This is a genomic window from Sphingobium sp. (assembly GCA_023266575.1).
In the GTDB taxonomy this organism is placed as follows: Bacteria; Pseudomonadota; Alphaproteobacteria; order Sphingomonadales; family Sphingomonadaceae; genus Sphingobium.
The window spans coordinates 29,084-53,816 of sequence record JAHFPV010000009.1; the positions used below are offsets into that span (position 1 = coordinate 29,084).

At 62.6% G+C, this 24,733-nt stretch carries 24 protein-coding genes; 23 read left to right on the forward strand and 1 reads right to left on the reverse strand.

The features are described from left to right. The first annotated feature begins 31 nt into the window (after nucleotides 1–31). The 21 genes from efp to Q0D44_RS10450 all read left to right on the forward strand — a co-directional run bounded on the left by efp (nucleotide 32) and on the right by Q0D44_RS10450 (nucleotide 20,342). Nucleotides 32–595: an elongation factor P gene (gene efp / locus Q0D44_RS10350; protein ID WP_119743854.1), complete on the forward strand. Its 564-nt coding sequence runs from the start codon at nucleotides 32–34 to the stop codon at nucleotides 593–595. Between the two features lie 120 nt (nucleotides 596–715). Further along, on the forward strand, nucleotides 716–1,528 hold the full coding sequence (locus Q0D44_RS10355; RefSeq protein ID WP_294136301.1) for an inositol monophosphatase family protein: 813 nt from the start codon (nucleotides 716–718) through the stop codon (nucleotides 1,526–1,528). A gap of 128 nt (nucleotides 1,529–1,656) precedes the next feature. Beyond that, nucleotides 1,657–2,031 carry an NADH-quinone oxidoreductase subunit A gene (locus Q0D44_RS10360; RefSeq protein WP_006959701.1) on the forward strand — a complete coding sequence of 125 codons (375 nt, stop codon included), beginning with the start codon at nucleotides 1,657–1,659 and terminating at the stop codon, nucleotides 2,029–2,031. Continuing rightward, nucleotides 2,022–2,576, forward strand: coding sequence for an NADH-quinone oxidoreductase subunit B (locus Q0D44_RS10365; protein WP_294136303.1), 555 nt, complete (start codon nucleotides 2,022–2,024; stop codon nucleotides 2,574–2,576). The genes Q0D44_RS10360 and Q0D44_RS10365 overlap by 10 nt, the downstream gene beginning before the upstream one ends. 1 nt (nucleotide 2,577) lies before the next feature. Next, nucleotides 2,578–3,384 carry an NADH-quinone oxidoreductase subunit C gene (locus Q0D44_RS10370; protein WP_294136305.1) on the forward strand — a complete coding sequence of 269 codons (807 nt, stop codon included), beginning with the start codon at nucleotides 2,578–2,580 and terminating at the stop codon, nucleotides 3,382–3,384. Between the two features lie 126 nt (nucleotides 3,385–3,510). After that, nucleotides 3,511–4,746 (forward strand): NADH-quinone oxidoreductase subunit D, encoded by a 1,236-nt coding sequence (locus Q0D44_RS10375; RefSeq protein WP_294136307.1) that lies wholly within the window; start codon nucleotides 3,511–3,513, stop codon nucleotides 4,744–4,746. Nucleotides 4,747–5,043: 297 nt separating this feature from the next. Beyond that, on the forward strand, nucleotides 5,044–5,712 hold the full coding sequence (locus Q0D44_RS10380; RefSeq protein ID WP_294136309.1) for an NAD(P)H-dependent oxidoreductase subunit E: 669 nt from the start codon (nucleotides 5,044–5,046) through the stop codon (nucleotides 5,710–5,712). A gap of 106 nt (nucleotides 5,713–5,818) precedes the next feature. After that, nucleotides 5,819–5,968, forward strand: a complete 150-nt coding sequence (locus tag Q0D44_RS10385) for a hypothetical protein (protein WP_294136310.1) — start codon at nucleotides 5,819–5,821, stop codon at nucleotides 5,966–5,968. After that, complete coding sequence (gene nuoF, locus Q0D44_RS10390; protein ID WP_294136312.1) at nucleotides 5,968–7,314, forward strand: NADH-quinone oxidoreductase subunit NuoF; 1,347 nt, start codon at nucleotides 5,968–5,970, stop codon at nucleotides 7,312–7,314. The genes Q0D44_RS10385 and nuoF overlap by 1 nt, the downstream gene beginning before the upstream one ends. 2 nt (nucleotides 7,315–7,316) lie before the next feature. Continuing rightward, a complete protein-coding gene (gene nuoG, locus Q0D44_RS10395) occupies nucleotides 7,317–9,323 on the forward strand; it encodes an NADH-quinone oxidoreductase subunit NuoG (protein WP_294136314.1) in 2,007 nt (668 codons plus the stop codon). Then, a complete protein-coding gene (gene nuoH, locus Q0D44_RS10400; protein WP_294136316.1) occupies nucleotides 9,320–10,369 on the forward strand; it encodes an NADH-quinone oxidoreductase subunit NuoH in 1,050 nt (349 codons plus the stop codon). Before nuoG ends, nuoH begins: the two co-directional genes overlap by 4 nt. Beyond that, entirely contained in the window at nucleotides 10,366–10,851 is a 486-nt protein-coding gene (nuoI, locus tag Q0D44_RS10405; RefSeq protein ID WP_017184597.1) for an NADH-quinone oxidoreductase subunit NuoI, read from the forward strand. Before nuoH ends, nuoI begins: the two co-directional genes overlap by 4 nt. A 136-nt stretch (nucleotides 10,852–10,987) precedes the next feature. Next, on the forward strand, nucleotides 10,988–11,599 hold the full coding sequence (locus tag Q0D44_RS10410) for an NADH-quinone oxidoreductase subunit J (RefSeq protein WP_119743844.1): 612 nt from the start codon (nucleotides 10,988–10,990) through the stop codon (nucleotides 11,597–11,599). Next, entirely contained in the window at nucleotides 11,596–11,901 is a 306-nt protein-coding gene (nuoK, locus tag Q0D44_RS10415) for an NADH-quinone oxidoreductase subunit NuoK (protein ID WP_294136321.1), read from the forward strand. The genes Q0D44_RS10410 and nuoK overlap by 4 nt, the downstream gene beginning before the upstream one ends. A 10-nt stretch (nucleotides 11,902–11,911) precedes the next feature. Further along, on the forward strand, nucleotides 11,912–13,948 hold the full coding sequence (gene nuoL / locus Q0D44_RS10420; protein ID WP_294136323.1) for an NADH-quinone oxidoreductase subunit L: 2,037 nt from the start codon (nucleotides 11,912–11,914) through the stop codon (nucleotides 13,946–13,948). Then, nucleotides 13,948–15,501 (forward strand): NADH-quinone oxidoreductase subunit M, encoded by a 1,554-nt coding sequence (locus Q0D44_RS10425; RefSeq protein WP_294136325.1) that lies wholly within the window; start codon nucleotides 13,948–13,950, stop codon nucleotides 15,499–15,501. Before nuoL ends, Q0D44_RS10425 begins: the two co-directional genes overlap by 1 nt. After that, on the forward strand, nucleotides 15,501–16,937 hold the full coding sequence (nuoN, locus tag Q0D44_RS10430; RefSeq protein ID WP_294136327.1) for an NADH-quinone oxidoreductase subunit NuoN: 1,437 nt from the start codon (nucleotides 15,501–15,503) through the stop codon (nucleotides 16,935–16,937). The genes Q0D44_RS10425 and nuoN overlap by 1 nt, the downstream gene beginning before the upstream one ends. Beyond that, on the forward strand, nucleotides 16,934–17,638 hold the full coding sequence (locus Q0D44_RS10435) for a biotin--[acetyl-CoA-carboxylase] ligase (RefSeq protein ID WP_294136502.1): 705 nt from the start codon (nucleotides 16,934–16,936) through the stop codon (nucleotides 17,636–17,638). The genes nuoN and Q0D44_RS10435 overlap by 4 nt, the downstream gene beginning before the upstream one ends. 14 nt (nucleotides 17,639–17,652) lie before the next feature. Continuing rightward, nucleotides 17,653–18,432 carry a type III pantothenate kinase gene (locus Q0D44_RS10440; RefSeq protein WP_294136329.1) on the forward strand — a complete coding sequence of 260 codons (780 nt, stop codon included), beginning with the start codon at nucleotides 17,653–17,655 and terminating at the stop codon, nucleotides 18,430–18,432. Then, the gene (locus tag Q0D44_RS10445; RefSeq protein ID WP_294136331.1) at nucleotides 18,432–20,069 is read left to right on the forward strand and encodes a ribonuclease J; all 1,638 of its coding nucleotides are present in this window, start codon (nucleotides 18,432–18,434) and stop codon (nucleotides 20,067–20,069) included. Before Q0D44_RS10440 ends, Q0D44_RS10445 begins: the two co-directional genes overlap by 1 nt. A gap of 9 nt (nucleotides 20,070–20,078) precedes the next feature. Further along, nucleotides 20,079–20,342 (forward strand): DUF1467 family protein, encoded by a 264-nt coding sequence (locus Q0D44_RS10450; protein WP_217672160.1) that lies wholly within the window; start codon nucleotides 20,079–20,081, stop codon nucleotides 20,340–20,342. 12 nt (nucleotides 20,343–20,354) lie between these two features. Here Q0D44_RS10450 and Q0D44_RS10455 read toward each other — a convergent pair whose 3' ends face one another. Beyond that, the gene (locus tag Q0D44_RS10455) at nucleotides 20,355–23,027 is read right to left on the reverse strand and encodes a hypothetical protein (RefSeq protein ID WP_294136333.1); all 2,673 of its coding nucleotides are present in this window, start codon (nucleotides 23,025–23,027) and stop codon (nucleotides 20,355–20,357) included. A gap of 81 nt (nucleotides 23,028–23,108) precedes the next feature. On the opposite strand from Q0D44_RS10455, the gene Q0D44_RS10460 reads away from it, so the two are divergent. Together Q0D44_RS10460 and Q0D44_RS10465 are read left to right on the forward strand one after the other, a co-directional pair. After that, on the forward strand, nucleotides 23,109–23,411 hold the full coding sequence (locus Q0D44_RS10460; RefSeq protein WP_017184587.1) for a hypothetical protein: 303 nt from the start codon (nucleotides 23,109–23,111) through the stop codon (nucleotides 23,409–23,411). A 90-nt stretch (nucleotides 23,412–23,501) separates the two neighbouring features. Then, nucleotides 23,502–24,683, forward strand: a complete 1,182-nt coding sequence (locus Q0D44_RS10465; protein ID WP_294136336.1) for a hypothetical protein — start codon at nucleotides 23,502–23,504, stop codon at nucleotides 24,681–24,683. Nucleotides 24,684–24,733: the final 50 nt, after the last annotated feature.

Here is a 24,733-nt window from a genome sequence, read left to right on the forward strand (position 1 = left end):
TTCACCACAGACATACAGGCAGGCTCTTCCCATGAAGATCAGCGGCGTGGACATTCGTCCCGGCAACAATATCGAATATGAGGGCGGCCTGTGGCGCGCTGTCAAGATTCAGCACACTCAGCCCGGCAAGGGTGGCGCCTATATGCAGGTGGAGCTGAAAAACCTGATCGACGGCCGCAAGAATAATGTCCGCTTCCGCTCCGCCGAGAGCGTCGAGCGCATCCGGCTCGACACCAAGGATTTCCAGTATCTCTATGCCGAAGGCGACATGCTCGTTTTCATGGATCAGGAAACCTATGAGCAGATCAATCTGCCGCAGGAACTGCTGGGCGATGCGGCTGACTTCCTGCAGGACGGCATGGAAGTGACGCTGGAAATGTATGAGGAGCGGCCGATTTCGGTGCAGTTGCCCGACACGATCGAAGCGACCGTGGTGGAAGCCGACGCCGTGGTGAAGGGGCAGACCGCTTCTGCCAGCTACAAGCCCGCGATCCTGGACAATGGCGTGCGCGTCATGGTGCCGCCGCACATCGTCAGCGGCACGCGCATCGTCGTCGATGTGTACGCCCGCGAATATGTGAAGCGCGCGGACTGACGCGACCTTAAAGTCCCCCTTCCGCTTGCGGGAGGGGTTAGGGGAGGGCGTGTCGCATCCTCTCCATAACATGCCCTCCCCCGACCCCTCCCGCCAGCGGGAGGGGAGAAAGACAGTAATATGGCATCCCACTCAGGCCTTCTCACCGTCATGGAACGCGCCGCGCGCAAGGCCGGCTCCAAGCTGCGCCGCGACTTTGGCGAGGTCGAGCATCTTCAGGTGTCGCGCAAGGGACCGGCCGATTTCGTGTCCAAGGCCGACCAGCAGTCGGAAAAGACGCTGGTGGAGGAATTGCAGAAGGCGCGGCCCGACTGGGGTTTCCTGCTGGAAGAGGGCGGGGTGATCGAGGGTGACCCCTCCAAGCCGCGCTGGATCATCGATCCGCTCGATGGCACCACCAATTTCCTGCACGGCATCCCGCATTTCGCCATCTCTATCGCGGTCGAGGAGCCGCTTTATGGCGGCAAGCGCGAGATTACGACGGGTCTGGTCTATCAGCCTTTTTCCGATGAAAGCTATTGGGCGGAAAAGAGCCGCGGCGCGTGGCGGCATGACCAGCGACTGCGCGTGTCGGCGCGGCGCGACATGGGCGAATGTCTGATCGCGACCGGCATACCCTTCATGGGCCATGGCGATTTTGCGCAATGGACCCGCATCTTCGGTGCGGTCGCGCCGTCGGTCGCGGGGATTCGCCGCTTCGGTGCCGCCTCGCTCGATCTCGCCCATGTGGCGTCGGGCCGTTATGACGGTTTCTGGGAAAGCGGCCTCCAGCCCTGGGATGTTGCGGCCGGCATGTTGCTGGTGCGCGAAGCGGGCGGTTTCGTGTCCGATTTCCGCGGCGGCGATCAGGCGATCGAACGCAAGGAAATCATCGCGGGCAATGACGCGATCCACAGCAAATTGCACAAGCTGGTCGCCAACGCCCTGCGCTAAGGTCCATCTAGGCCAAGCGGTTCAGCCACTTGGCCTTTTTGCGATTCATTCTCAGCCTTTAGGCCCCTTGCTTCGCATATGCAGCAGGCCTAAAGCGCCCCCACAACCTTTTCGCCCAGGGGATAACGTTGGTCGATCTTGCCCAATATCTGCCGATCCTGATCTTTCTTGGGGTCGCTTTGCTGCTCTCCAGCGCATTCGTCTTTCTGCCGATGCTGGTGGGCCGCCTGACCGGCGCGCACAAGCCGGACCCGGCCAAGCTCAGCGAATATGAATGTGGCTTTCCCGCGTTTGAAGAACCGCGCAGCCAATTCGACGTCCGCTTCTATCTGGTGGCGATCCTCTTCATCATCTTCGATCTTGAAGCGGCGTTCCTGTTTCCCTGGGCGGTGAGCCTCGACCAGATCGGCTGGGCCGGCTGGGCGACGATGATGATTTTCATAGCGGAGCTGGTGCTTGGCCTCGTCTATGCGTGGAAGAAGGGAGCGCTCGATTGGGAGTAGAACTCTATAGCCCGGCGCCCGGCACATTGCCCGCGCAAGGGACGCAGCCCGATCAGGACTTCTTCAATTCGCTCAACAGCGAAGTGAATGACAAGGGTTTCCTGGTGACATCGACCGAGGATCTGTTCACCTGGGCGCGCACCGGTTCGCTGTGGTGGATGACGTTCGGCCTGGCCTGCTGCGCGGTCGAGATGATCCACGTCAACATGCCGCGTTACGACATGGAGCGTTTCGGCGCTGCCCCGCGCGCATCCCCGCGCCAGAGCGACGTGATGATCGTCGCGGGCACGCTGTGCAACAAGATGGCTCCCGCGTTGCGCAAGGTTTACGATCAGATGTCGGAACCGAAATATGTGATTTCCATGGGGTCGTGTGCGAACGGCGGTGGCTATTATCATTATAGCTATTCGGTAGTACGCGGCTGTGACCGGATCGTGCCGGTCGACATCTATGTGCCGGGTTGCCCGCCGACTGCCGAAGCCTTGCTCTATGGCGTGATGCAGTTGCAGCGGAAGATCCGCCGGATCGGGACGATTGAGCGTTAAGATGGGCCATTCCGCACCGAAAATCGCGACCATCGAAGGGATCACGCAGGAAATCGAGGCGATCCTCGGTTCGATGCTGGTCGAGACGGTCGATCATGCCGATGAGCTGAGCTTCACCGTGCTGCGCGATGCGCTGCCGCAGGCTATGACGTTGCTGCGTGATCGCGCGCAGTATCAGCAGCTGATGGAGATTGCCGGGGTCGATTATCCCGATCGTCCAGAACGGTTCGAGGTCGCCTATCATCTGCTCAGCGTCACGCGGAACCACCGCATCCGCGTGAAGGTGTCGACCGACGAGGATTTGCCGGTGCCGACCGTCACGCACCTCTGGCCCGTCGCGGGCTGGCTGGAGCGCGAAGTGTTCGACATGTATGGCGTGGTGTTCGAGGGCAATACAGACCTGCGCCGCATCCTGACCGATTACGGGTTCAAGGGGCATCCGCAGCGCAAGGATTTCCCGCTGACCGGCTATGTCGAACTGCGCTATTCCGAAGAGGATAAGCGCGTCGTCTATGAGCCGGTGAAGCTGGCGCAGGACTTCCGCAGCTTCGACTTCATGTCGCCTTGGGAAGGCGCGGAGTATATTTTGCCGGGTGACGAGAAGGCCAAGGGCGAAGCGCCCGGCGCGCCGACGCCTGCCGCATCCCCCGCAGTCTCCACGCCCAAGACGACCGAGAAAAAGTCCGACACTGGCGCTGGCGAAGCGGCGAACAAGGCGTCGCAGGTCAAGTCGGCCGATGCGCCCGCAAAGCCTGCGTCCGCGACGGATGAAGGCAAGGGTGCCGCCAAGCCGGAGGACAAGGCATGAGTGTCAACCTACCTCCGTTCGCCCTGAGCTTGTCGAAGGGGTCGGCTGAGCTTGTCGAAGCCCCTTCACTTCGTTCAGGCGAGGGCTTCGACTTCGCTCAGCCTGAACGGATTATGGAGGCGGATCATGGCTGATTATCTCGAAAAGCTGGACCACCACACCGACGCCGCCGATCCGACCTATGGCGACACGGAAATCCAGAATTATACGATCAATTTCGGTCCGCAGCATCCCGCGGCGCACGGCGTTCTCCGCCTCGTCATGGAGCTGGAAGGCGAGATCGTCGAGCGTTGCGACCCGCATGTGGGGCTGCTGCATCGCGGCACCGAGAAGCTGATCGAATATAAGACCTATTTGCAGGCTCTGCCCTATTTCGACCGGCTCGATTATTGTTCGCCGCTGGGCATGGAGCATAGCTATGTGCTGGCGATCGAGAAGCTGCTGAACCTGGAAGTGCCGCTGCGCGCGCAATATCTGCGCGTGTTCTTCGCGGAACTGACGCGCATCTGCAATCATATGCTGAACCTTGGGTCGCACGTCATGGACGTGGGCGCGATGACGCCCAACCTGTGGCTGTTCGAGATTCGCGAGGATTGCCTCAACTTCTTCGAGCGCGCGTCGGGCGCGCGGATGCATAGCGCCTATTTCCGTCCGGGCGGCGTGCATCAGGATGTGCCGCTCAAGCTGCTGACCGACATTGCCGACTGGCTCGACGGCCGTCTGCCGCGCCTGTTCGAGGATGCGATCAGCCTTGTCGCAGACAATCGCATCTTCAAGCAGCGCAATGTCGATATCGCGATCGTGTCCAAGGAAGATGCCCTGAAGTGGGGCTTTTCCGGCCCGATGCTGCGCGGGTCGGGCATTGCGTGGGATATTCGCAAGGCACAGCCCTACGACGTCTATGACCGGGTCGATTTCGACGTGCCGGTCGGCACCCAATATGACTGCTATGATCGCTTCATGGTGCGCGTGGAGGAGGTCCGTCAGTCGGTGCGGATCATGAAACAGTGCCTGAACGACATGCCCGAAGGCGCGATCGCCAGCTTCGACCGCAAAGTATCGCCGCCCAAGCGGGGCGAGATGAAGCGGTCGATGGAAGCGCTGATCCACCACTTCAAACTCTATACCGAGGGCTTCCATGTGCCCGCAGGCGAAGTCTATGTCGCGACCGAAAGCCCCAAGGGCGAATTCGGCGTCTATCTGGTCGCGGATGGCAGCAACAAACCCTATCGCTGCAAGATCCGCCCGACCGCGTTCAGCCATTTGCAGGCGATGGACTTCATGATGAAGGGCCATATGCTGGCCGACGTCACGGCGGTGCTTGGCTCGATGGACATCGTGTTCGGGGAGTGTGACCGGTGATTGCGGCTATTGATCGGTGGGTTCGTAGAGAACATGGGGCGCTAAAAGGCCTGATCACGGGACGTTCGGTCAACGAGCGATTTCGGGGACTGAATCGTTCCAAACGGAACGAAGCAAAGCTCTTTTTGCTCGGATTGCTGCCGATTATCTTGAGCGTGCCGTTCCTGCCTAAATGGTCAGACGCCTCCAGCCTTGTGAGGGTTTGGATGCTGTTATCCGGCGCGTGGTTCGTAGTGATTGTGGCCGTTGGCAGCTTTTTCATCTTCCGTTCGGCGATCCGAGTTTCGAGAAATCATAATGGCTGACGCACCCCATATCCCCGACGAAACCGAAACCCGCGCGCGCTGGGGCGCTTTTGCGTGGACGGCGGAGAATGCCGAACAGGTGAAAACCATCATCGCCCGCTATCCCGCCGGTCGCCAGCAATCGGCGGTCATGCCGCTGCTGGACCTTGCCCAGCGGCAGGTTGGTGCGGAGACGCAGACGCAAGGGTGGCTGCCCGTACCGGTGATGGAATATATCGGCGATCAGCTCGATATGCCCTATATGCGCGTCTATGAGGTCGCGACCTTCTACACCATGTACAATTTGGCGCCGGTTGGCCGCTATCATGTGCAGGTGTGCGGCACGACGCCCTGCATGTTGCGCGGCTCCGACGATGTGTTCGCGGCGTGCAAGAATAAGGGTCTGGTGAAGGGCGCGACGACGCCCGACGGCCTGTTCACGCTGACCGAGGTAGAATGCCTGGGCGCCTGCGCCAATGCGCCGATGGTGCAGATCAACGACGATAATTTCGAGGATCTGACCTATGACAGCATGAGCGCGGTGCTGGAAACGCTGGCGGCGGGTGGTCAGCCCAAGATTGGTCCGCAGATCGACCGGCAGACGAGTTGCCCGGAGGGTGGCCCGACGACGCTGAAAGAGATGGTCGAGGGCAATCATGATTATCGGGGGGAGTGGGCGTGAGCTATTTCACCTCCGTCATCCCAGCGAAGGCTGGGATCTCGTGCGTTGGCGCGCAGACGCCTGAGACCCCAGCTTTCGCTGGGGTGACGGTGAATGGTGTCGCCACATGAACGCCTTGATCGCCATCATCATCGGGCTGATCGTGTTCGTGATCGCGCTCAAGATTATCGGTGCGGTGCTGGGTCTGGTCATCGGGCTGGGGCTGGCCGTCATCATCTATTTCGTGGCTGAAAAACTGATCGGAAAGGGCCGCTGATGGCCGACGAAACCGCCCCTGTTGCGCCGCCGCCTCCGCCGCCGTTCGTCGGCCCGCTGGAGGACAGGGACCGCATCTTCACCAATGTCCATGGCTTTCAGGACTGGGGGATCGACGCCGCGATTATGCGTGGCGACTGGGACAATACCAAGGCGCTGCTGGCGCTGGGCCAGGACGCGATCATCGACATCATGAAGGCGTCGAACCTGCGCGGCCGTGGCGGCGCGGGCTTCCCGACCGGCATGAAGTGGAGCTTCATGCCCAAGGAAAGCAAGGATGGCCGTCCCAGCTTCCTGGTGATCAACGCCGACGAATCCGAACCGGGGTCGTGCAAGGACCGCGAGATCATCCGCCACGATCCGCACAAGCTGATCGAGGGCGCGCTGGTCGCGGGCTTCGCGATGCGGGCGCGCGCGGCCTATATCTATATTCGCGGCGAGTTCATCTACGAAGCCAAGGTGCTCTTCGCGGCGGTCGAGCAGGCCTATGCCAAGGGCTTCATCGGCAAGAATGCCTGCGGGTCGGGCTATGATTTCGACGTGTTCGTGCATCGCGGCGCGGGCGCATACATTTGCGGCGAGGAAACCGCGCAGATCGAAAGCCTGGAAGGAAAGAAGGGCCAGCCCCGGCTGAAACCGCCTTTCCCGGCGGGCGCGGGCCTTTATGGCTGCCCCACCACGGTGAATAATGTCGAGAGCATCGCGGTCAGCCCCACGATCCTGCGGCGCGGCGCGGCCTGGTTCAACCGTTTCGGGCGCGAGGGCAATCGCGGCACCAAACTGTTCCAGATCAGCGGCCATGTGAACAAGCCCTGCGTGGTCGAGGAATCGATGTCGATCCCGTTCCGCGAACTGATCGACCGCCATTGCGGCGGCATTCGCGGCGGCTGGGACAATCTGATGGCGGTGATCCCCGGCGGATCGTCGGTGCCTTTGGTCCCTGCGCGCGAGATCATGGACGCGCCCATGGATTTTGACGGGTTGAAGGCGGTCGGCTCCGGCCTTGGCACCGCCGCCGTCATCGTCATGGACAAGTCCACCGACATCGTCCGCGCCATTTCGCGCCTGTCCTATTTCTACAAGCATGAGTCATGCGGCCAATGCACGCCCTGCCGTGAAGGCACGGGCTGGATGTGGCGGGTGATGGAACGGCTGCGCACGGGTGATGCTGATCTGTCGGAAATCGACATGCTGCATCAGGTGACCAAGCAGGTCGAAGGCCACACCATCTGCGCGCTGGGCGACGCGGCGGCCTGGCCGATCCAGGGGCTGATCCGGCATTTCCGGCCTGAAATCGAGCGGCGGATCAACGAGCGCGGCGCGCCCGTGATGGAGGCAGCGGAGTAATCATGCCCAAGGTCAAAGTTGACGGCGTAGAATTGGACGTTCCGGCGGGTGCCACGGTCCTGCAGGCGTGCGAACTGGCGGGGAAGGAAATTCCGCGCTTTTGTTATCATGAGCGGCTGTCCATTGCGGGTAATTGCCGCATGTGCCTGGTCGAGGTGAAGCCCGGACCGCCCAAGCCGCAGGCGTCGTGCGCGCTGCCCGCTGCCGAGGGGCAGGAGATCCGCACCGACAGCGAAATGGTCAAGAAGGCGCGCGAAGGGGTGATGGAGTTTCTCCTCATCAACCATCCGCTCGATTGCCCGATTTGCGACCAGGGCGGCGAATGCGATTTGCAGGACCAGTCGGTCGCCTATGGCCGCGGCGCGTCGCGCTATGACGAAAATAAGCGCGCGGTGACCGAGAAGAATATGGGTCCGATCGTCAAGACGGTCATGACCCGCTGCATCCAGTGCACCCGCTGCGTGCGCTTTGCCGAGGAAGTCGCGGGCGTGCCGGAAATCGGCGCCATCTATCGCGGCGAAAATATGCAGATCACCACCTATCTGGAACATGCCGCCAAGAGCGAGCTGTCGGGCAATGTGGTCGACCTGTGCCCGGTCGGCGCGCTGACCGCCAAGCCCTATGCGTTCGAGGCGCGGCCTTGGGAGCTGAAAAAGACCCATGCGATCGACGCGATGGATGCCGTTGGTACCAACATCCGTCTCGACAGCCGGGGCCGTCAGGTGCTGCGCGCGGTGCCGCGCATCAATGATGACGTGAACGAGGAATGGGCGTCGGACAAGACCCGGCACAATGTCGATGGTCTGGTGCGCAAGCGGCTCGACAAGCCCTATGTTCGCAAGGACGGCAAGCTGGTGCCTGCGACATGGGCGGAGGCTTTTGCCGCCGTCGCGGCGGTGCAGCATGGCGGCAGCGTCGCGGCCATCGCGGGCGATTTGCTCGATTGCGAGACGATGTTTGCGGGCAAGGCGCTGGTCGAGAAGCTGGGCGGCACGATGCTCGAAGGGCGTCAGACCGGCCTTGCCTATGATGTGTCGAGCCTGTCGTCGGTAGTGTTCAACACGCCGCTGGCCGATCTGGAAACCGCTGACGTCATCCTGCTGGTCGGCACCAATTTGCGCTGGGAAGCGCCGCTGGTGAACACGCGGCTGCGCAAGGCGATCAAGAAGGGCGCGAAGGTCTTTGGCATCGGGCCGGAGTTTGACCTGACCTACAAGGTCGAGTGGCTGGGCAATGATGCGTCGCTGCTGGGCAAGCTGCCTGCCGCCGTTGTCGAGGCGTTTGGCAAGGCCGCGCGGCCCGCGATGATCGTGGGCGGCGGTGTGCTGGCCAAGGACGGCGCGCATGGCGACACGCTGGGGCTGGTCGAGACGCTGGGCCTCGTGAAAGATGGCTGGAACGGCTATAATGTGCTGCACTTCGCGGCGGCGCGGATGGGCGGGCTGATGCTCGGCTATGCGACGGCTGGCGGGATCAAGGCGGTGGCTGCTGCCAAGCCAAAGCTGCTCTTTGCGCTGGGCGCGGACGAGGTCGATTATGCCGCCTTCGAGGGCAGCTTCAAAGTCTATGTCGGCCATCATGGCGACAAGGGCGCGCACGCGGCAGACGTGATCCTGCCGGGCGCAAGCTATGCCGAAAAGGCCGGCACATACGTCAATCTCGAAGGCCGCGTGCAGCGGGGCGAAAAGGCCGTGTTCGCGCCGGGTGACGCCCGTGAGGACTGGTCGATCCTGCGCGCTCTGTCCGAAGTGATGGGTGCGACGCTGCCGTTCGACAATTTCGAGCAACTGCGCGCCGAAATGATCAGGGCGGTGCCTGCATTGGGTGTCGAGGGTCTGGCCGATTATGGCTGGTCCGTGCCTTCGGTGCCCACCGGCGCGACCGGCGAACTGGCTTCGCCGATCAAGGATTTCTACCTGACCAACGCCATCTGCCGCGCCAGCCCGACGATGCAGCAATGCTCGGCGGAACTGGTCCATGGGGTTGAATTTGCGGAGGCCGCAGAGTGACCGCGCTTTTCGTTTCATGGGGCGCGCCGTTCGGTGTCGCCTGGTTCCTCTCGACCATCATCGGCATCCTCGTGATCGCCCTGCCGCTGATGCTGGCGGTCGCGATGATCATCTATGCCGATCGCAAGATCTGGGCGGCGATGGCGCTGCGGCGCGGGCCGAACGTGGTTGGTCCCTTCGGCCTGCTCCAGTCCTTTGCGGACGGGGCCAAGGTGTTCCTGCAGGAAACCATCATCCCGTCCGCGGCGAACAAGGCGCTGTTCATCATCGCGCCGATCATCACCTTCACGGTGGCATTGTTGGCTTGGGCGGTGGTGCCGTTCGATGTCGGCGTGGTGCTGGCGGACATCAATGTCGGGCTGCTCTACATCCTCGCGATTTCGTCGCTGGGCGTGTACGGCATCGTGCTGGCGGGCTGGGCGTCCAACTCCAAATATCCCTTCTATTCCGCGATCCGCGCGTCCGCGCAGATGATCAGCTATGAAGTCTCGATCGGCTTCATCCTGATCTGTGTTGTTCTGTGGGCGGGCAGCTTCAACCTGACCGCGATCGTGGAAAGCCAGAAGGGCTATTATGGCTTCCTGAACGGCAACGGCTTCAATCCGCTGCTCTTCCCGATGGCGATCATGTTCCTGATTTCCGCCATGGCCGAAACCGCGCGTGCGCCCTTCGACCTGACCGAAGCGGAGAGCGAACTGGTCGCGGGTTATCAGACCGAATATTCGTCCATGGCCTTCGCGCTCTACTGGCTGGGCGAATATGCCAACGTCATCCTGATGTGCGCATTGAACGCGATCCTGTTCTGGGGCGGCTATCTGCCCCCGGTCGACTGGGCACCGCTCTATTATGTGCCGGGCATCCTCTGGCTGTTCGCCAAGATACTCTTCTTCTTCTTCGTCTTTTCCTGGGTAAAGGCGACGGTGCCCCGCTACCGTTATGACCAGTTGATGCGGCTGGGCTGGAAGATTTTTCTTCCGACCTCGCTCTTCTTCGTCTTTCTGGTGTCGGGTTTCCTCATGCTGACGCGCTATGGAGGCGCACAATGAGCCTCGGATATTACGTCAAAAGCTTTACCCTCTGGGAGTTTGTGAAAGCGCACTGGCTGACCTTGAAATATTTTTTCAAGCCCAAGGCGACGATCAACTATCCCTATGAGAAGAACCCGATCTCGCCGCGGTTCCGGGGTGAACATGCGCTGCGTCGCTATCCCAACGGGGAAGAGCGCTGCATCGCGTGCAAGCTGTGCGAGGCGGTGTGTCCGGCGCAGGCGATCACCATCGAGGCGCAGCCGCGCGAGGATGGCAGCCGCCGCACGACGCGCTACGACATCGACATGACCAAGTGCATCTATTGCGGTTTCTGTCAGGAAGCCTGCCCGGTGGATGCGGTCGTGGAAGGTCCGAACTTCGAGTTTGCGACCGAAACCCGCGAGGAGCTGATCTACGACAAGGCCAAGCTTCTTGAAAATGGTGACAAGTGGGAACGCGCGATCGCCGCGAACCTTGCCGCCGATGCGCCTTATCGGTAATGCGCGCCGTGTCTAACTCAAACCCGTTCGCCCTGAGCCTGTCGAAGGGTTCGACTGAGCGTAGCGAAGTCACTTCACTTCGTTCAGTGGAAGGCTTCGACTTCGCTCAGCCCGAACGGTTTCCGGGGGCCATCCATTGATCCACGTCTTAGCCTTTTACCTGTTCGCGATCCTGGTGGTGTCCAGCGGTGCGCTGACGATCCTGTCGCGCAACCCGGTCCATTCGGTGTTGTGGCTGATCCTGGCCTTCTTCAACGCGGCGGGTCTGATGATCCTGCTGGGGGCTGAGTTCATCGCGATGCTGCTCGTCATCGTCTATGTCGGCGCGGTCGCGGTGCTGTTCCTGTTCGTCGTCATGATGCTCGACATCGACTTTGCCGAACTGCGCGCCGGTTTCGTGAGTTACCTGCCCTTTGGTCTGCTGATCGCTTTTGTGCTGCTGGCGGAAATCGTGCTGGGCATTGGCCTGTGGAGCGCGGGTCCGATCGAACTGGCGCAGCGCGCCGCGCCGACCGCGCCGGATGTATCGAACATCAAGGCGATCGGGACATTGCTCTATACCCGCTATATCTTCCTATTCGAGGCGGCGGGCATTGTCCTGCTGGTCGCAATGATCGGCGCGATCGTCCTGACCCATAGGGCGCGGGGCGGGGTGAAGGGCCAGAATATCGCCAAGCAGAACCGCCGCCGTCCGCAGGATGCGGTCCGCAATATCAATCAGCCCATCGGGCAGGGGGTGGAGCTGTGATCGGCCTTCAACATTATATGGTGGTCGGCGCCATCCTGTTCGTGATGGGGGTGCTGGGCATCTTCATCAACCGCAAGAATGTCATCATCATTCTGATGGCGATCGAGCTGATCCTTTTGAGCGTGAACATCAACCTCGTCGCCTTCAGCGCCTTTCTGGGCGATCTGGTGGGGCAGGTGTTCAGCATGTTCGTGCTGACCGTCGCGGCGGGTGAGGCGGCCATCGGGCTGGCCATCCTCGTCATTTACTTCCGTGGTCGCGGCACCATCGCCGTCGACGATGTCAACCGGATGAAGGGCTGAGCCTGAACTCATGATCCAGCTTATCGTTCTTCTTCCACTGCTGGCCGCTGCCATTGCGGGCCTTGGCAACAAGGCGCTGGGCAAGCTGCCTGCCAAGATCCTCACCACCGGCGCACTGTTCATTTCCTGCGCGCTGAGCTGGCCGATCTTCATCAGCTTCCTGACGGGCAGCGCCGAAGCGCATGTCACGCCGCTGTTCACCTGGATTCAGTCGGGTAGCTTTGACGCGCAATGGGCGCTGCGGGTCGATGCTATGACGGCGGTCATGCTGGTGGTCATCACCAGCGTGTCCAGCCTCGTCCACCTGTATAGCTGGGGCTATATGGACGAGGAGCCGGATCAGCCGCGCTTCTTCGCCTATCTCTCGCTCTTCACCTTCGCGATGCTGATGCTCGTGACCGCGAACAATCTGCTCCAGATGTTCTTCGGTTGGGAAGGGGTGGGCCTCGCTTCCTACCTGCTCATCGGTTTCTGGTTCCGCAAGCCCAGCGCCAATGCGGCCGCGATCAAGGCGTTCGTCGTCAATCGCGTCGGCGACCTTGGCTTCATGATGGGGATTTTCGGCACCTATCTGGTGTTCAATACGATCTCCATCCCCGAAATCCTTGAAATGGCCCCGTCCATAGCGGGATCGACCATCGGGTTCCTCGGCCACCGCTTCGATACGATGACGGTGCTGTGTCTGCTACTGTTCGTGGGGGCCATGGGCAAGTCGGCGCAGCTTGGCCTGCACACATGGTTGCCGGACGCGATGGAAGGCCCGACGCCGGTGTCCGCGCTGATCCATGCTGCGACCATGGTGACGGCGGGCGTGTTCATGGTGTGCCGCCTGTCGCCGATGTTCGAGACGTCGCAAACGGCGCTGACCGTCGTGACCTATGTCGGCGCAGCGACCTGCCTGTTCGCGGCGACCGTCGGCACGGTGCAGACCGACATCAAGCGCGTCATTGCCTATTCGACCTGCTCGCAGCTGGGCTATATGTTCTTCGCCGCGGGCGTCGGCGCCTATGGCGCGGCGATGTTCCACCTGTTCACCCACGCCTTTTTCAAGGCTTTGCTGTTCCTGGGCGCAGGCTCGGTCATCCATGCGATGCACCATGAGCAGGACATGCGCTATTATGGCGCGCTGCGGAAAGAGATACCGATCACCTTCTGGACGATGACGCTGGGGACGCTGGCCATCACCGGCGTTGGCCTGCCGCTCATCGGCGTCGGCTTTGCGGGCTTCTATTCCAAGGACGGTATCCTTGAAGCGGCCTATGCCGCTGGCGGGGCGGGGACCGGCGCGTTTCTGGTCGGTATTTTTGCGGCGCTGCTCACCAGCTTCTATTCGTGGCGTCTGGTGTTCCTGACCTTCTTCGGCAAAGCCCGCTGGGCTGCGTCGGAGCATATCCAGCACGCTCTCCACGATTCCCACGGGCATGACGATCATCACGACGATCATGCGCATGACGATCATCATCATGCGCCCGCAACCGGGACCGGCGGTTATCATCCGCACGAGAGTCCCTGGGTCATGCTGGTGCCGCTGATCGTGCTGAGCCTTGGCGCGGTATTTGCGGGCTTCCTGTTCCACGACCAGTTTATCGGTGCCGAAGGTGGTATCGAATTCTGGAAGGGGGCGCTGTCGTTCGACAGCCATCTGATGCACGCCGCGCATGAAGTGCCGACGTGGGTCAAGTTCGCGCCGTTCACGGTGATGCTGACCGGGCTGCTGATCGCCTGGCTGGCCTATATCAAGAATACCGACTGGCCGCAGCGCTTCGTCGCGACCTTCACCGGTCTGTACAGCTTCCTGCTCAACAAATGGTATTTCGACGAGCTGTATAATTTTCTGTTCGTCAAGCCAGCCTTCGCCATCGGACGCTTCTTCTGGAAGTTCGGTGACGTCGGTTTCATCGACCGGTTCGGACCCAATGGTCTGGCGGCGCTGGTCGTGCAGGGCAATAAAGTGACCCGTCGGCTCCAGTCCGGCTACCTCTACACCTACGCGCTGGTGATGCTGATTGGCCTCGCCGCTGCCGCAACCTGGGCGATGACACGATAATGGACGGCTTCCCCATCCTTTCCCTGATGATGGCAGTGCCGATGGCGGGGGCCATCGCCTGTCTGTTCGTGGGCGCGAACAGCGCGCGCTGGATCGCATTGATCGCCACATTGGTCGATTTCGTGCTGGGCATGGCCCTGTGGGCGAATTTCGACCAGTCGGGCAGCGGCGCACAGTGGCAGTTTCAGGAATATGCGCCGATCTTCGGCAAATTCGCCTGGGCGCTGGGTATCGACGGCATCGCGCTGATGCTGATCGCGCTGACCGTGTTCCTGATGCCGATCTGCATCGGTGCCAGCTGGAACGCGATCAACAAGCGCGTCGGCGAATATATGGCGGCCTTCCTGTTCATGGAGGTGCTGATGATCGGCGTCTTTACGGCGCAGGATCTCTACCTCTTCTACATCATGTTCGAAGCCGGCCTGATCCCGATGTATCTGATCATCGGCATTTGGGGCGGTGCGGATCGCATCTACGCCAGCTATAAATTCTTCCTCTACACATTGTTCGGATCGGTCCTGATGCTGATCGCGATGATGTGGATGGTGCATGAGGCCGGGACGACCGAAATCCCGGTGCTGATGGCCTATAATTTCGATCCGCATGTCCAGACCTGGCTGTTCCTGGCCTTCTTCGCCAGCTTCGCGGTGAAGATGCCGATGTGGCCAGTCCACACCTGGCTGCCCGACGCGCACGTTCAGGCACCGACCGCGGGTTCTGTCATTCTGGCGGGTGTGCTGCTGAAGATGGGTGGCTATGGATTCATCCGCTTCTCCCTGCCGATGTTCCCCGAAGCCTCGGCGCAACTCGCGCCTTTGGTCTGGGGCCTGTCGATGGTCGCGGTGGTCTATACCTCGCTCGTCGCGCTGGTGCAGTCGGACATGAAGAAGCTGATCGCCTATTCGTCGGTCGCGCATATGGCGATCGTGACGGTCGGCCTGTTCGCCTTCAACCAGGCGGGCATCGAAGGCGCGATGATGGTGATGCTGGGCCATGGTCTGGTCGCGGGCGCGCTGTTCCTGTGTGTGGGCGTGATCTATGATCGCCTGCATACCCGTGAGATTGCGCGCTATGGTGGGTTGTCGATCAACATGCCGCGCTATGCGGTGCTGTTCCTGTTTTTCACCATGGCGTCGGTCGGTCTGCCCGGCACGTCGAACTTTGTCGGCGAATTTCTGGCGCTGATGGGCATTTATCAGGCATCCACCTGGGTGGCGCTTGTTTGCACCACGGGCATTATCCTGGGCGCGGCCTACATGCTCTACCTCTATCGCCGCATCTGTTATGGCGAACAGGTCAACGCCGATGCCGCCGCGATGCCCGACCTGTCGGGCCGCGAAATCTGGCTGCTGGCACCGATCGCCGCTGTCGTGCTGTGGATGGGTGTTTATCCCGAAAGCTTCCTTAGCCCCATGCGTCCCGACATTCGCGCGCTCGAAGCCCGCCTCGCGCCTGCCGCTCCGGCGGGAGACTCCAAGATCAAGATGGGTGCGCCCAAGCCTGCTGGCGAGGCACACCATGAAGAAGTTTCGGCGCACGGGGAGGCGCACTGATGATCGACTCCGCTTCCCTTTTGGCCGTTCTGCCGGAACTCATATTGACGGCCGGTGGCCTGATCCTGATGCTGGTGGCTGCCTTCGGTGGCGACGGCACGGCGCGGATCGTCAACGCGCTGTCGGTGCTGACGCTGATCGTCGCGGGCGTCGCTTTGTCCTGCTCGCTGGCGCACGGCCCTGACGCATTCGGCGGACTCGTCCGCGCCGATGCCTTCTCCGTCTATGCCAAGGCGTTGATCTACGCGGCGGCGGCAGCAGCGATCCTGCTGGCACCACGCTTCTTTTCGACCGACAGCGCGTTGCGGCCTGAATATCCCATCCTGATCCTGTTCGCAGCCATCGGCATGGGCATGATGGTGTCGGCGGGCGACATGCTGACGCTCTATGTTGGCCTCGAAATGAACAGCCTCGCCTCCTATGTCCTCGCCAGCTTCATGCGGCAGGACGGGCGTTCTTCCGAAGCGGGCCTTAAATATTTCGTGCTGGGATCTCTGGCGAGCGGCATCCTGCTCTATGGCATCTCTTTGCTCTATGGCTTTACCGGCAGCACGGCGTTTGACGGCATTGCCGTTGCGCTGGGCGATGGCGTGGGCAAGGGCGAATTGTTCGGCCTGGTGTTCGTGCTGGCAGGCCTTGCCTTCAAGATCAGCGCCGTGCCGTTCCATATGTGGACGCCCGACGTCTATGAAGGCGCGCCGACGCCGGTGACGACCTTCTTCGCCAGCGCGCCCAAGGTCGCGGCCATGGGCTTGACCGTTCGCGTCGCGATCGAGGCGCTGGGTCCGGCGGGGCTGGACTGGCAGCAGATCGTGATCTTCGTCGCGCTTGCCTCCATCCTGTTCGGTGCGGTCGCGGCGATCGGCCAGAGCAACATCAAGCGGCTGATGGCCTATTCGTCGATCAACAATGTCGGCTTTGCGCTGATCGGTCTTGCCGCAGGCACACCTGCCGGTGTTGCCGCGACGATGAGCTATATGGCGATCTATGTCGTCATGACGATCGGCGCCTTCGCCTGCATCCTCCAGATGCGCGATGCCGACGGCAAGCCGGTCGAGACGATCGCCAGCCTGGCGGGCCTGTCGCAGTCGCGTAAAGGTCTGGCGGCTGCGTTCGCGATCTTCATGTTCTCGATGGCTGGTATCCCGCCGCTCTTCGGTTTCTGGGCGAAGTTCCTGGTGTTCGATGCGGCGGTGGCGTCGGGCCTGACCGCGCTGGCGGCGTTCGGCATCGCGGCGTCGGTGATCGGGGCTTTTTATTATCTCAAGATCATCAAGACGATCTATTTCGACGAGCCGACCGGTGCCTATGAGGCGAAGGGCGGGGCGGTCGAAAATGTCATCCTGACTGCCTGCGCCGTCGTCATCGTGCTGGGCTATCTGCTCAATCCCGTGCTGGATCAGGCGAGCGCCGCCGCTGCGGCGTCCCTGTTCTGACCATCCGCTTCGTTGCCGAGACCGGGTCCACCAATGCCGACATGCTGGCATTGGCGGATCAGGGCGCGCCCGATGGCAGCTGGCTGCGCGCGGGGCGGCAGACGGGCGGCAAGGGGCGGATGGGCCGCAGCTGGGAAAGCCCGGTTGGCAATCTTCATTGTTCTACGCTGGTTCGGTTGCGGGCGGGCGATCCCCTACCGCACACGCTGGCGCTGGTCGCGGCGAATGCAGTCCACGCGCTGGTCGCGCCGCTCTGTGCGGGACAGGCACGGATCAAATGGCCCAATGACGTTCTGGTCGATGGCGCGAAGATTGCCGGCATCTTGCTGGAGAGGGCTGGCGACGCTGTCGTCGTGGGTATCGGCATCAACGTTGCTGACCATCCACGCAATCTCGACCGTCCCGTGACCAGCCTGCTGGCGCAGGGCGCGGCCGATGCAGAGGCGGGCGCGTTGCTGGAGCGGCTGGCGCAGCTTTTCGCGCACTGGCTGTCCATCTGGCGGGCGCAGGGGCTGGACCCGGTGCGGACCCACTGGCTGCTCAACGCCCACCCGACCGGCACGCCGATGCGGGTGGTGCAACCCGATGGCGAGACAGTTGACGGCCTATTCGATACGCTCGATCGGCAGGGTATGTTGATCCTGCGCTTGGCGAACGGGCAGAGCCGTGCCATTCACGCCGGTGACATATTTCTCACCTGAACCAAGGACCGGCCATGCTTCTCGCGATCGACGCGGGCAACACCAATGTGGTTTTCGCGCTGCTCGAAGGGCGGACCATCCGCGCGCGCTGGCGGATTGCGACCGATCCGCGCCGCACGGCGGACGAATATGCGGTGTGGCTCAACCAGTTGCTGATGCTGGAAGGCTATAAGATCGCTGACGTTGATGCGGTCATCATTGCGACCGTGGTGCCGCGCGCGCTGCATAATCTGCAGGTGCTGGCCGAAAAATATTTCAGGACGACGGCGTTGATCGCCGGGCAAGCACCGGTCGACTGGGGCATAGAACTGGATGTGGCCGAGCCAGGATCGGTGGGGGCTGACCGGGTTGTAAACGTCATCGCCGCGCACCATCTTTATGCAGGCGACCTGATCGTCATCGATTTTGGCACCGCGACGACGTTCGACGTGGTCGATTATAGCGGCGCTTATAAGGGCGGGGTCATCGCGCCGGGCATCAACCTTTCGCTCGATGCGCTGGTCGCGGCGGCGGCGAAACTGCCCAAGATCGCCATCGCCCCGCCGGAAAATCGATCGGTCATTGGCCGGACGACCGAAGCACAGATGCATATCGGCGTCTTTTGGGGCTATGTAGCCATGATGGAGGGGCTGGTCGCCCGGATGAGGGCCGAAATTGGCCGCCCGACCAGAGTGATTTCGACGGGGGGCCTTGCGGTCCTCTTCAATGATAACAGCGATATTTTCGATGCGATCGCGCCGGACCTGACGGTTCAGGGCCTCGCGCTGATGCACGAACGGAGTTTACAAGCGTAATGAAACCCAAGGATGAGCTGCTCTTCCTGGCCCTTGGCGGGTCGGGCGAGATTGGCATGAACGTCAATTTATACGGTTGCCAAGGCAAATGGGTGATGGTCGATCTCGGCATGACCTTTGGCGATCCCAATTATCCGGGCATCGAACTGGTGCTGCCGGACCTGACCTTTATCGAGGAACGGCGCAAGGATCTGCTCGGCATCGTGCTGACCCACGGGCATGAGGATCATATCGGCGCGATCCCCTATCTCGCTGCGGACCTTGGCGTGCCGCTTTATGCCACGCCCTTTACCGCTGGCCTCATCCGCCTGAAGCTGGAGGAAGAGGGGTTGACCAAGGAGGTTAAGCTCCACGTCATCCCGAACGAGGGCAGCTTTGAACTCGGCCCGTTTGGTTTCCGCTACATGCCGCTGGCGCACTCGATCCCTGAGGGCAATGCGCTGGTGATCGACACGCCCCATGGCCGGATTTTCCACACCGGCGACTGGAAGCTGGACGATCAGCCGCTGCTCGGCGTGCCATCGACCCCGGCGGAACTGACCGCGGTGGGCGACCAGGGCGTGCTGGCGCTGGTGTGCGACAGCACCAATGTGTTCAATGACAAGGCCAGCGGGTCCGAAGGCGATGTCCGCGAAGGATTGATGCAGACGATCGAGGGGGCCAAGGGCCGGGTGCTGGTCACCACCTTTGCGTCCAATGCCGCGCGCGTCCAGACGCTGGGCGAAGTGGCGGTCGCGATGGGGCGCAAGGTGTGCGTCGCGGGCCGTTCGCTCGACCGGATCATCGGCATGGCCAAGGCGAGCGGCTATCTCAAAGGGTTCCCGCCCACGGTCGACTGGGACGAGGCGATGAAGCTGCCCCGTGACGAGGTGATGATCATTGCCACGGGCGGCCAGGGTGAGGCACGCGCGGCGCTGGCGCGTATTGCGTTCGACAGCCATCCGATCAAGCTGACCGACGGCGATCTGGTCGTTTTTTCCTCCAAGCAGATCCCCGGCAACGAAATCGCCATCGGTCGCATTCAGAATGCGCTGGCGACCAAGAATATCGAGATGGTCACCGACCGGCAGGCCGAAGTCCATGTATCGGGCCATCCGGGGCGTCCTGAACTGGAAGCCATGTATCGCTGGATCCGGCCAGAGATATTGCTGCCCGTCCATGGCGAACGACGGCATATGGCGGAACAGGCGCGGCTGGGTTTGGCGACGGGCATTCCCAACGCCGTGGTACAGTCCAATGGCGACCTGCTGCGACTGGCGCCGGGCAAGCCGACGATCATCGGGCGGCAGGAAGTCGGGCGGCTGGTGCTGGATGGCGACGTTATCCTGCCTGCCGAGGGCGCGACCATGAACGAGCGGCGCAAGCTGGGGCTGCATGGCCAGATCAGCGTCGCCGTGGCGCTCGATGCCAAGGGGCGGCTGCTTGGCCGACCGACGCTGCGGACGCAGGGCGTTCCAGTGGAAGAGGATAAGGCGGACTTCCTGGCCGAAGCCGCCGACGATGCGGCAGATGTGATTGCCAAAGGATCGCATGAGGAAGAGGCGGTGCGCGAGCGTATCCGCCTGGCCGTGCGCCGCACCGCGACGCGATGGACGGGCAAGAAACCGATTGTGGACGTGCTGCTCATTCGGGCGTAAATCGCGGCCATGAACCTCTACGCCATTTTCGCTATCTATGTGCTGTTCTGGGTGATCAGCGCGTTCATCATCCTGCCTTTCGGCATCCGCACGCCCGACGAAACGGGCGAGCGGATGGTGAAGGGGCAGGCGGATAGCGCGCCCAGCAATTTCCGTCCGGGCGTAGTGGCGCTTCGAGCGACGCTGCTGTCAGCTTTGCTGTTCGGCCTCTATTACGCCAATTATGTGCAGGGCTGGATCACGCTGGACATGCTGCCGGGCTATTCGCGCTAAATTCCGCTCCGCTTACTGGCGCAGCCGCTCGATCGCCTGCGCCAGCGCGACATAGAGTTTGCCCATATCCGATGAGAGGATAGCGACGCCCAGCGCGTTGCCGTCGCGCGCCGACAGGATGATCCGCAGCATCCCTTCAAAATCATGGATATAGCGGTTCACATGATCGCGAAATTCCGGGTCATTGTCGTAATGCAGTGCAATTTCCCGCGATTCCCCGGCATCCAGCAGCCTGACTGCGCGGCGGGTGAATACGCCGCGATCGCCCTTCAGATAGGCCGACCAGCTTGAGTCGGTGACGTCGTTGGACAGGATCTTGGCGACGTCGATAGCGGTGCTGTTTAGCGATTCGATCAGCAGCGCGGAGCGGCGGGCGAAATGGTCGCGGTCGCGATTTTCGGACGCGCGCTCGGCTTCCTCGATCCGCTGTTCGACGCTGGCGCTGGTGTCGGCGATGGTCAGCAACTGGCGGGTCAGCCGCTCGGACGCCTGATGTGCGGCCTTGACCGCGTCCTCCGCGACCCGCGCGACCTGTTCGATCTGCGCCGTGACCTTGTCGCCGATGGCGGTCTGCATCGCCTGTTCACTGGCGTCGGCCAGTGCCTGGGCGGCTTCAGGAATGGCGCGACCCAGCGCCTGACGCGCGCGCTCGGCCGCCTGATCGGCCGTGTCCTTGACGCGCAGCAGGGCAGTAACGAGCAGCGGCCCGGCACCCTCGGTGATGCGAGTCGCGTCCTGATGCGCGCCGTCCAGCGCCACGCGCAGCCGTTCGACCAGATTGCGATTGGCTTCCAGCCCGCCCTGCGTGCTTTCCAGCCATTCGGTCAGGCGACTGCCCTGACCGCGCAGCAACGATTCGGCCTCTTCCGCCCGACCGACCAGCGCCTGCGAGATCGCCTCCAGCCGCTCCATTTCCGGTGTCGTGTTGCCCAGCAGCGCGCGGCTCTGTTCCAGCCGGGCGTCGAACCGCTCCAGTGCGGCGGGATAGGTCTCGTCGAGTTCGCGCACGCTCGAATCGAGCGCGACGAGCAGCGTTTCGGCGCAGCCGATCAGCTTTTCGGCGGTCATGCCACCATTGGCCAGCGCGCCGTCGATCCGCTGCGTTTCGCTGGTCAGGCGCGCAAGCGCTTCGGTCAACCGTTCGCTGCGGGCAAGGGCCACTTCCTCCAGCGTTGCGAAGCGGGTCTCCGTCGTGGTGATCGTTTCGTCCAGCCCGGCCTGGATACCGGTCATCAGGCTGTGCTGCCCCGCCATGACGTCATTGATCTGGTGCAGCCGGTTTTCGACGTCGCCGATCGTGTTGGCCAGACCCGTAACCGTTTCGCTGCCAATGGCGTCCAGGCTGTCGCGCGACCGGGCAACCAGCGATTCGAGCGCGGCGGACTGGGACGACAGATTGCCGTCGGTCAGCGCCAGCGCTTCCTGCGCGCGGGCCAGCGCAGCGTCGAGCCGTTCGCGCAGGTCGGTTTCGATGGCATTCATGTCCCGCGTCAACGTCGACAGCGTGGTCTCGCTGACATTGCCGATCCCGGCCTGTGCGGCTGCAACAAGTGCTTCGAGATGTTCGGCGCGGCGGGACAGGCCTTCGTCAGTCGTCGCCATGGTGGCGCGCACGCTGCGCAAAGCGTTGTCGAGACGGCCGGTCAAATCTGCCTGCGCCGTGTCGAGATCATGGATCAACGTCGCCCGCACGCTTTCGCTGGTGCTGGCGATGCCGGTTCCGGCGGTTTCGACCAAAGTTGCCAGGGCCGCTGCCTGCAATTCGATATCCTGACGGGTGCGATCCATCGCCTGCCGCGCGCTCTGCGCGGTGGCGTCGATGCGTCCGGCGGCGATCTCGGCCATGCCGGTCACTTCTTCATTGGCGGCGCGGGTCGATTCCTGGAGTTGGGTAAGCTGGCTCGACAGGCTCTTGGTCGCAGACAAAGTGCGGGCGCGGGCGTCGTCCGACAATTCGGCCAGTGCATGAAGCCGCGCTTCCAGCGTGTCGATCCGTTCGGCCAGCGCATGGCCATTGTCCATGATCTGCGCGGCCATGCGACCGGTGCGGTCCTCCAGTTCGGGGATCGACGCGATCAGAGAGTCCATCTTGGCAAGGAGCGCTGTGCTGGCCCGTTCGGCCGATTCGGCGCGGTCGGCGGTCGCCTGCGACCGGCTGGCGATCAGTTCGGCGGACGCTTCCATATTACTGCTGGCGGCCGCGCCATAGCTGTCGAGCAATTCGGCCTGATCCTGCATGGACTGGCGGGCGGTTTCCAACTGGGTCGCGATCCGGCCAAGGCGCAGTTCGAGCAGATCGGCCTCCGTCCGCAGGGCGCGGGCCGTGTCGAGATAGCGGCGCGATTCGGCGCGGCTGTTCCGCATCAACAGCAGATAAGCCAGGCCAAGCAGGATGAGCGGGACGACCAGCGTGGCGATGGCATTGGCCCAGAACAAGGGACCACCGGCCAGATCGCCCGACGCCACCATCGCCCAGCCGGCAAAGCCGACCCAGCCGACGCCAAGCAAGGTCAATCCGACACGCACACGCCTGACCCAGGCATCGCCCGCGCCATCATCCGAATCATCTTCGTCGATGTTGAGAGCCGCCTGTTTCAAAAGTAAAATGTCATCCGCCTGCGACGCATCGCTGGCTGCGCTTGGTTCGTCGCGCCAAAACTCGACGATTGTGCTGCCCCCTGTCATGGCGTGCATCCTAGCAGCTTTTCCGCCCGCGCAAATGCCCTGTTACCAAAACTTAACGCAAGCCAGATAGCGTCTGTCTCTATGTCCTATGATCCTGGCGCCCTCCATGCAGCTTTATCCGCAGCCGTCGGCGACGACAGCGCCCTGATTGCGGACTTGCGCGTCGCCTTCATGGAAAGTGCGGAGCGGCAGATCGACCTGCTGGGGCGGGCGCGGTGCGACGCCAATTGGGAACTGGCGGCGTGGCGGCTGAAAGGGCTGGCGGCCAGTTTCGGGCTGACCGCGCTGATGGCGCTGGCCGACGAAGCGGCAGAGGCGGCACCGGGCGATCCGCGCGTGTTGCGCCGTTTGCGCGCGGCGCTGGCGGGGCTGCAACAGACCTGAATCGCGACGCGGGCACGGCTGCGCTTGCGCGAAGCCCTAAGCCTTGCGACAAGGCCCGCTGCACAACAATCGGGTCGATACCATAACGATATGAGTTTCGCGGCTATTCTCAGCGCCAGCCGGGCTTCGGGCGATTCGTCCGGGGGCCAATCGACCGGGGGTCAGCGCGCGAGTCTGTATTTTGCCGGGCAGACGCTGGTGGAATATCAGGCGCGGCAGGCGGCGCAGGCTGGCGCGGATCGCATCATGATTTTGGTGAGCGTCATTACGCCCGCTTTGTCGCAGGCCGTCGACCGGCTGAGCGCCGACGGGATCGCGGTCGCGCTGGTGCGGGACATGGTGTCGATGGTGCGGGATGCGCCGCGTGATGCCGACGTGCTGCTGGTCGCCGACGGGGCGATCGTGTCGCAGGCGCATTTCGAAGCGATGGGCAGCGCAGAGGGCAATGCCCTGCTGGTCACGGACGACAGCCGTGCCAGCACGCCGTTCGAGCGGATCGACGCCGGACAACGCTGGGCCGGGCTGGCGCGGATCAGCCCGACATTGTTGTTCGGCACGCTCGACATGATCGGCGACTGGGATTTGTCGCTGACGCTGGTGCGCGCGGCGGTGCAGAAAGGCGCGCGCCGCGTCACCGTGTCACAGGATGATCTGCTCGAAGGGCGGGTCGCGCTGATCGAAACCCAGCAGCAGGCCGATCTGGTGGCGCAGGCGGTGACGGCAGCGGGTGCGTCGTCGGCGCGGGCGCGCGGGGGCGTTGAACATTATCTTCTCTCGCCCCTCGCCCGGATGATCAGCCCGGCACTGATGCGGATGCAGGTGCCTGCGATGCAGGTGCGGATCGCCGCCATCGCGCTGGGAGCGATCGCGCTGGTGCCGGTCGAGCTGCTGTGGACGTTGACCGGATTTGCCCTGTTGCTGGTGGCGTTGTTATTGGCGGAAATCGCCGACCGGCTGGACGAACTGGCGCTGCGACCGCCGCCCATGGGCTTGCTGGCGTTCGTGACGCCGTTGCTGGCGCTGATCGGCATCGTGCTGGCGGGCAGCAGTACGCTGGCCGCTGATCTCGCGCTGTTGCTGGGGATCATGCTGGTGGCGGATCGTTGGCGACGGACCGGCAATGCCCGGCCATGGATGATCGTCACGCCCGGAACGGTCCTGCTGTTGCTGATCGTCGCCGGGCTGGTCGGGATGCTGGCGCAGGGCATCAGAGTGGCGATGCTGGCGCTGATCGCATCGGCCGGGGCGATCATATTGCGCCCGCGCGACTGAGCATATTTCGCCGCCAGGGTTTAGTGCATTTTAAGGACGTCGGGCTATGG

Bases quoted from the DNA above. Each gene is read 5' to 3' on its own strand.
- efp (WP_119743854.1), top strand. From the start codon at position 32: ATGAAGATCAGCGGCGTGGACATTCGTCCCGGCAACAATATCGAATAT.
- Q0D44_RS10355 (WP_294136301.1), top strand. From the start codon at position 716: ATGGCATCCCACTCAGGCCTTCTCACCGTCATGGAACGCGCCGCGCGC.
- Q0D44_RS10370 (WP_294136305.1), top strand. From the start codon at position 2,578: ATGGGCCATTCCGCACCGAAAATCGCGACCATCGAAGGGATCACGCAG.
- Q0D44_RS10375 (WP_294136307.1), top strand. From the start codon at position 3,511: ATGGCTGATTATCTCGAAAAGCTGGACCACCACACCGACGCCGCCGAT.
- Q0D44_RS10380 (WP_294136309.1), top strand. From the start codon at position 5,044: ATGGCTGACGCACCCCATATCCCCGACGAAACCGAAACCCGCGCGCGC.
- Q0D44_RS10385 (WP_294136310.1), top strand. From the start codon at position 5,819: ATGAACGCCTTGATCGCCATCATCATCGGGCTGATCGTGTTCGTGATC.
- nuoF (WP_294136312.1), top strand. From the start codon at position 5,968: ATGGCCGACGAAACCGCCCCTGTTGCGCCGCCGCCTCCGCCGCCGTTC.
- nuoG (WP_294136314.1), top strand. From the start codon at position 7,317: ATGCCCAAGGTCAAAGTTGACGGCGTAGAATTGGACGTTCCGGCGGGT.
- nuoI (WP_017184597.1), top strand. From the start codon at position 10,366: ATGAGCCTCGGATATTACGTCAAAAGCTTTACCCTCTGGGAGTTTGTG.
- nuoL (WP_294136323.1), top strand. From the start codon at position 11,912: ATGATCCAGCTTATCGTTCTTCTTCCACTGCTGGCCGCTGCCATTGCG.
- Q0D44_RS10425 (WP_294136325.1), top strand. From the start codon at position 13,948: ATGGACGGCTTCCCCATCCTTTCCCTGATGATGGCAGTGCCGATGGCG.
- nuoN (WP_294136327.1), top strand. From the start codon at position 15,501: ATGATCGACTCCGCTTCCCTTTTGGCCGTTCTGCCGGAACTCATATTG.
- Q0D44_RS10440 (WP_294136329.1), top strand. From the start codon at position 17,653: ATGCTTCTCGCGATCGACGCGGGCAACACCAATGTGGTTTTCGCGCTG.
- Q0D44_RS10445 (WP_294136331.1), top strand. From the start codon at position 18,432: ATGAAACCCAAGGATGAGCTGCTCTTCCTGGCCCTTGGCGGGTCGGGC.
- Q0D44_RS10450 (WP_217672160.1), top strand. From the start codon at position 20,079: ATGAACCTCTACGCCATTTTCGCTATCTATGTGCTGTTCTGGGTGATC.
- Q0D44_RS10455 (WP_294136333.1), bottom strand. From the start codon at position 23,027: ATGACAGGGGGCAGCACAATCGTCGAGTTTTGGCGCGACGAACCAAGC.
- Q0D44_RS10460 (WP_017184587.1), top strand. From the start codon at position 23,109: ATGTCCTATGATCCTGGCGCCCTCCATGCAGCTTTATCCGCAGCCGTC.
- Q0D44_RS10465 (WP_294136336.1), top strand. From the start codon at position 23,502: ATGAGTTTCGCGGCTATTCTCAGCGCCAGCCGGGCTTCGGGCGATTCG.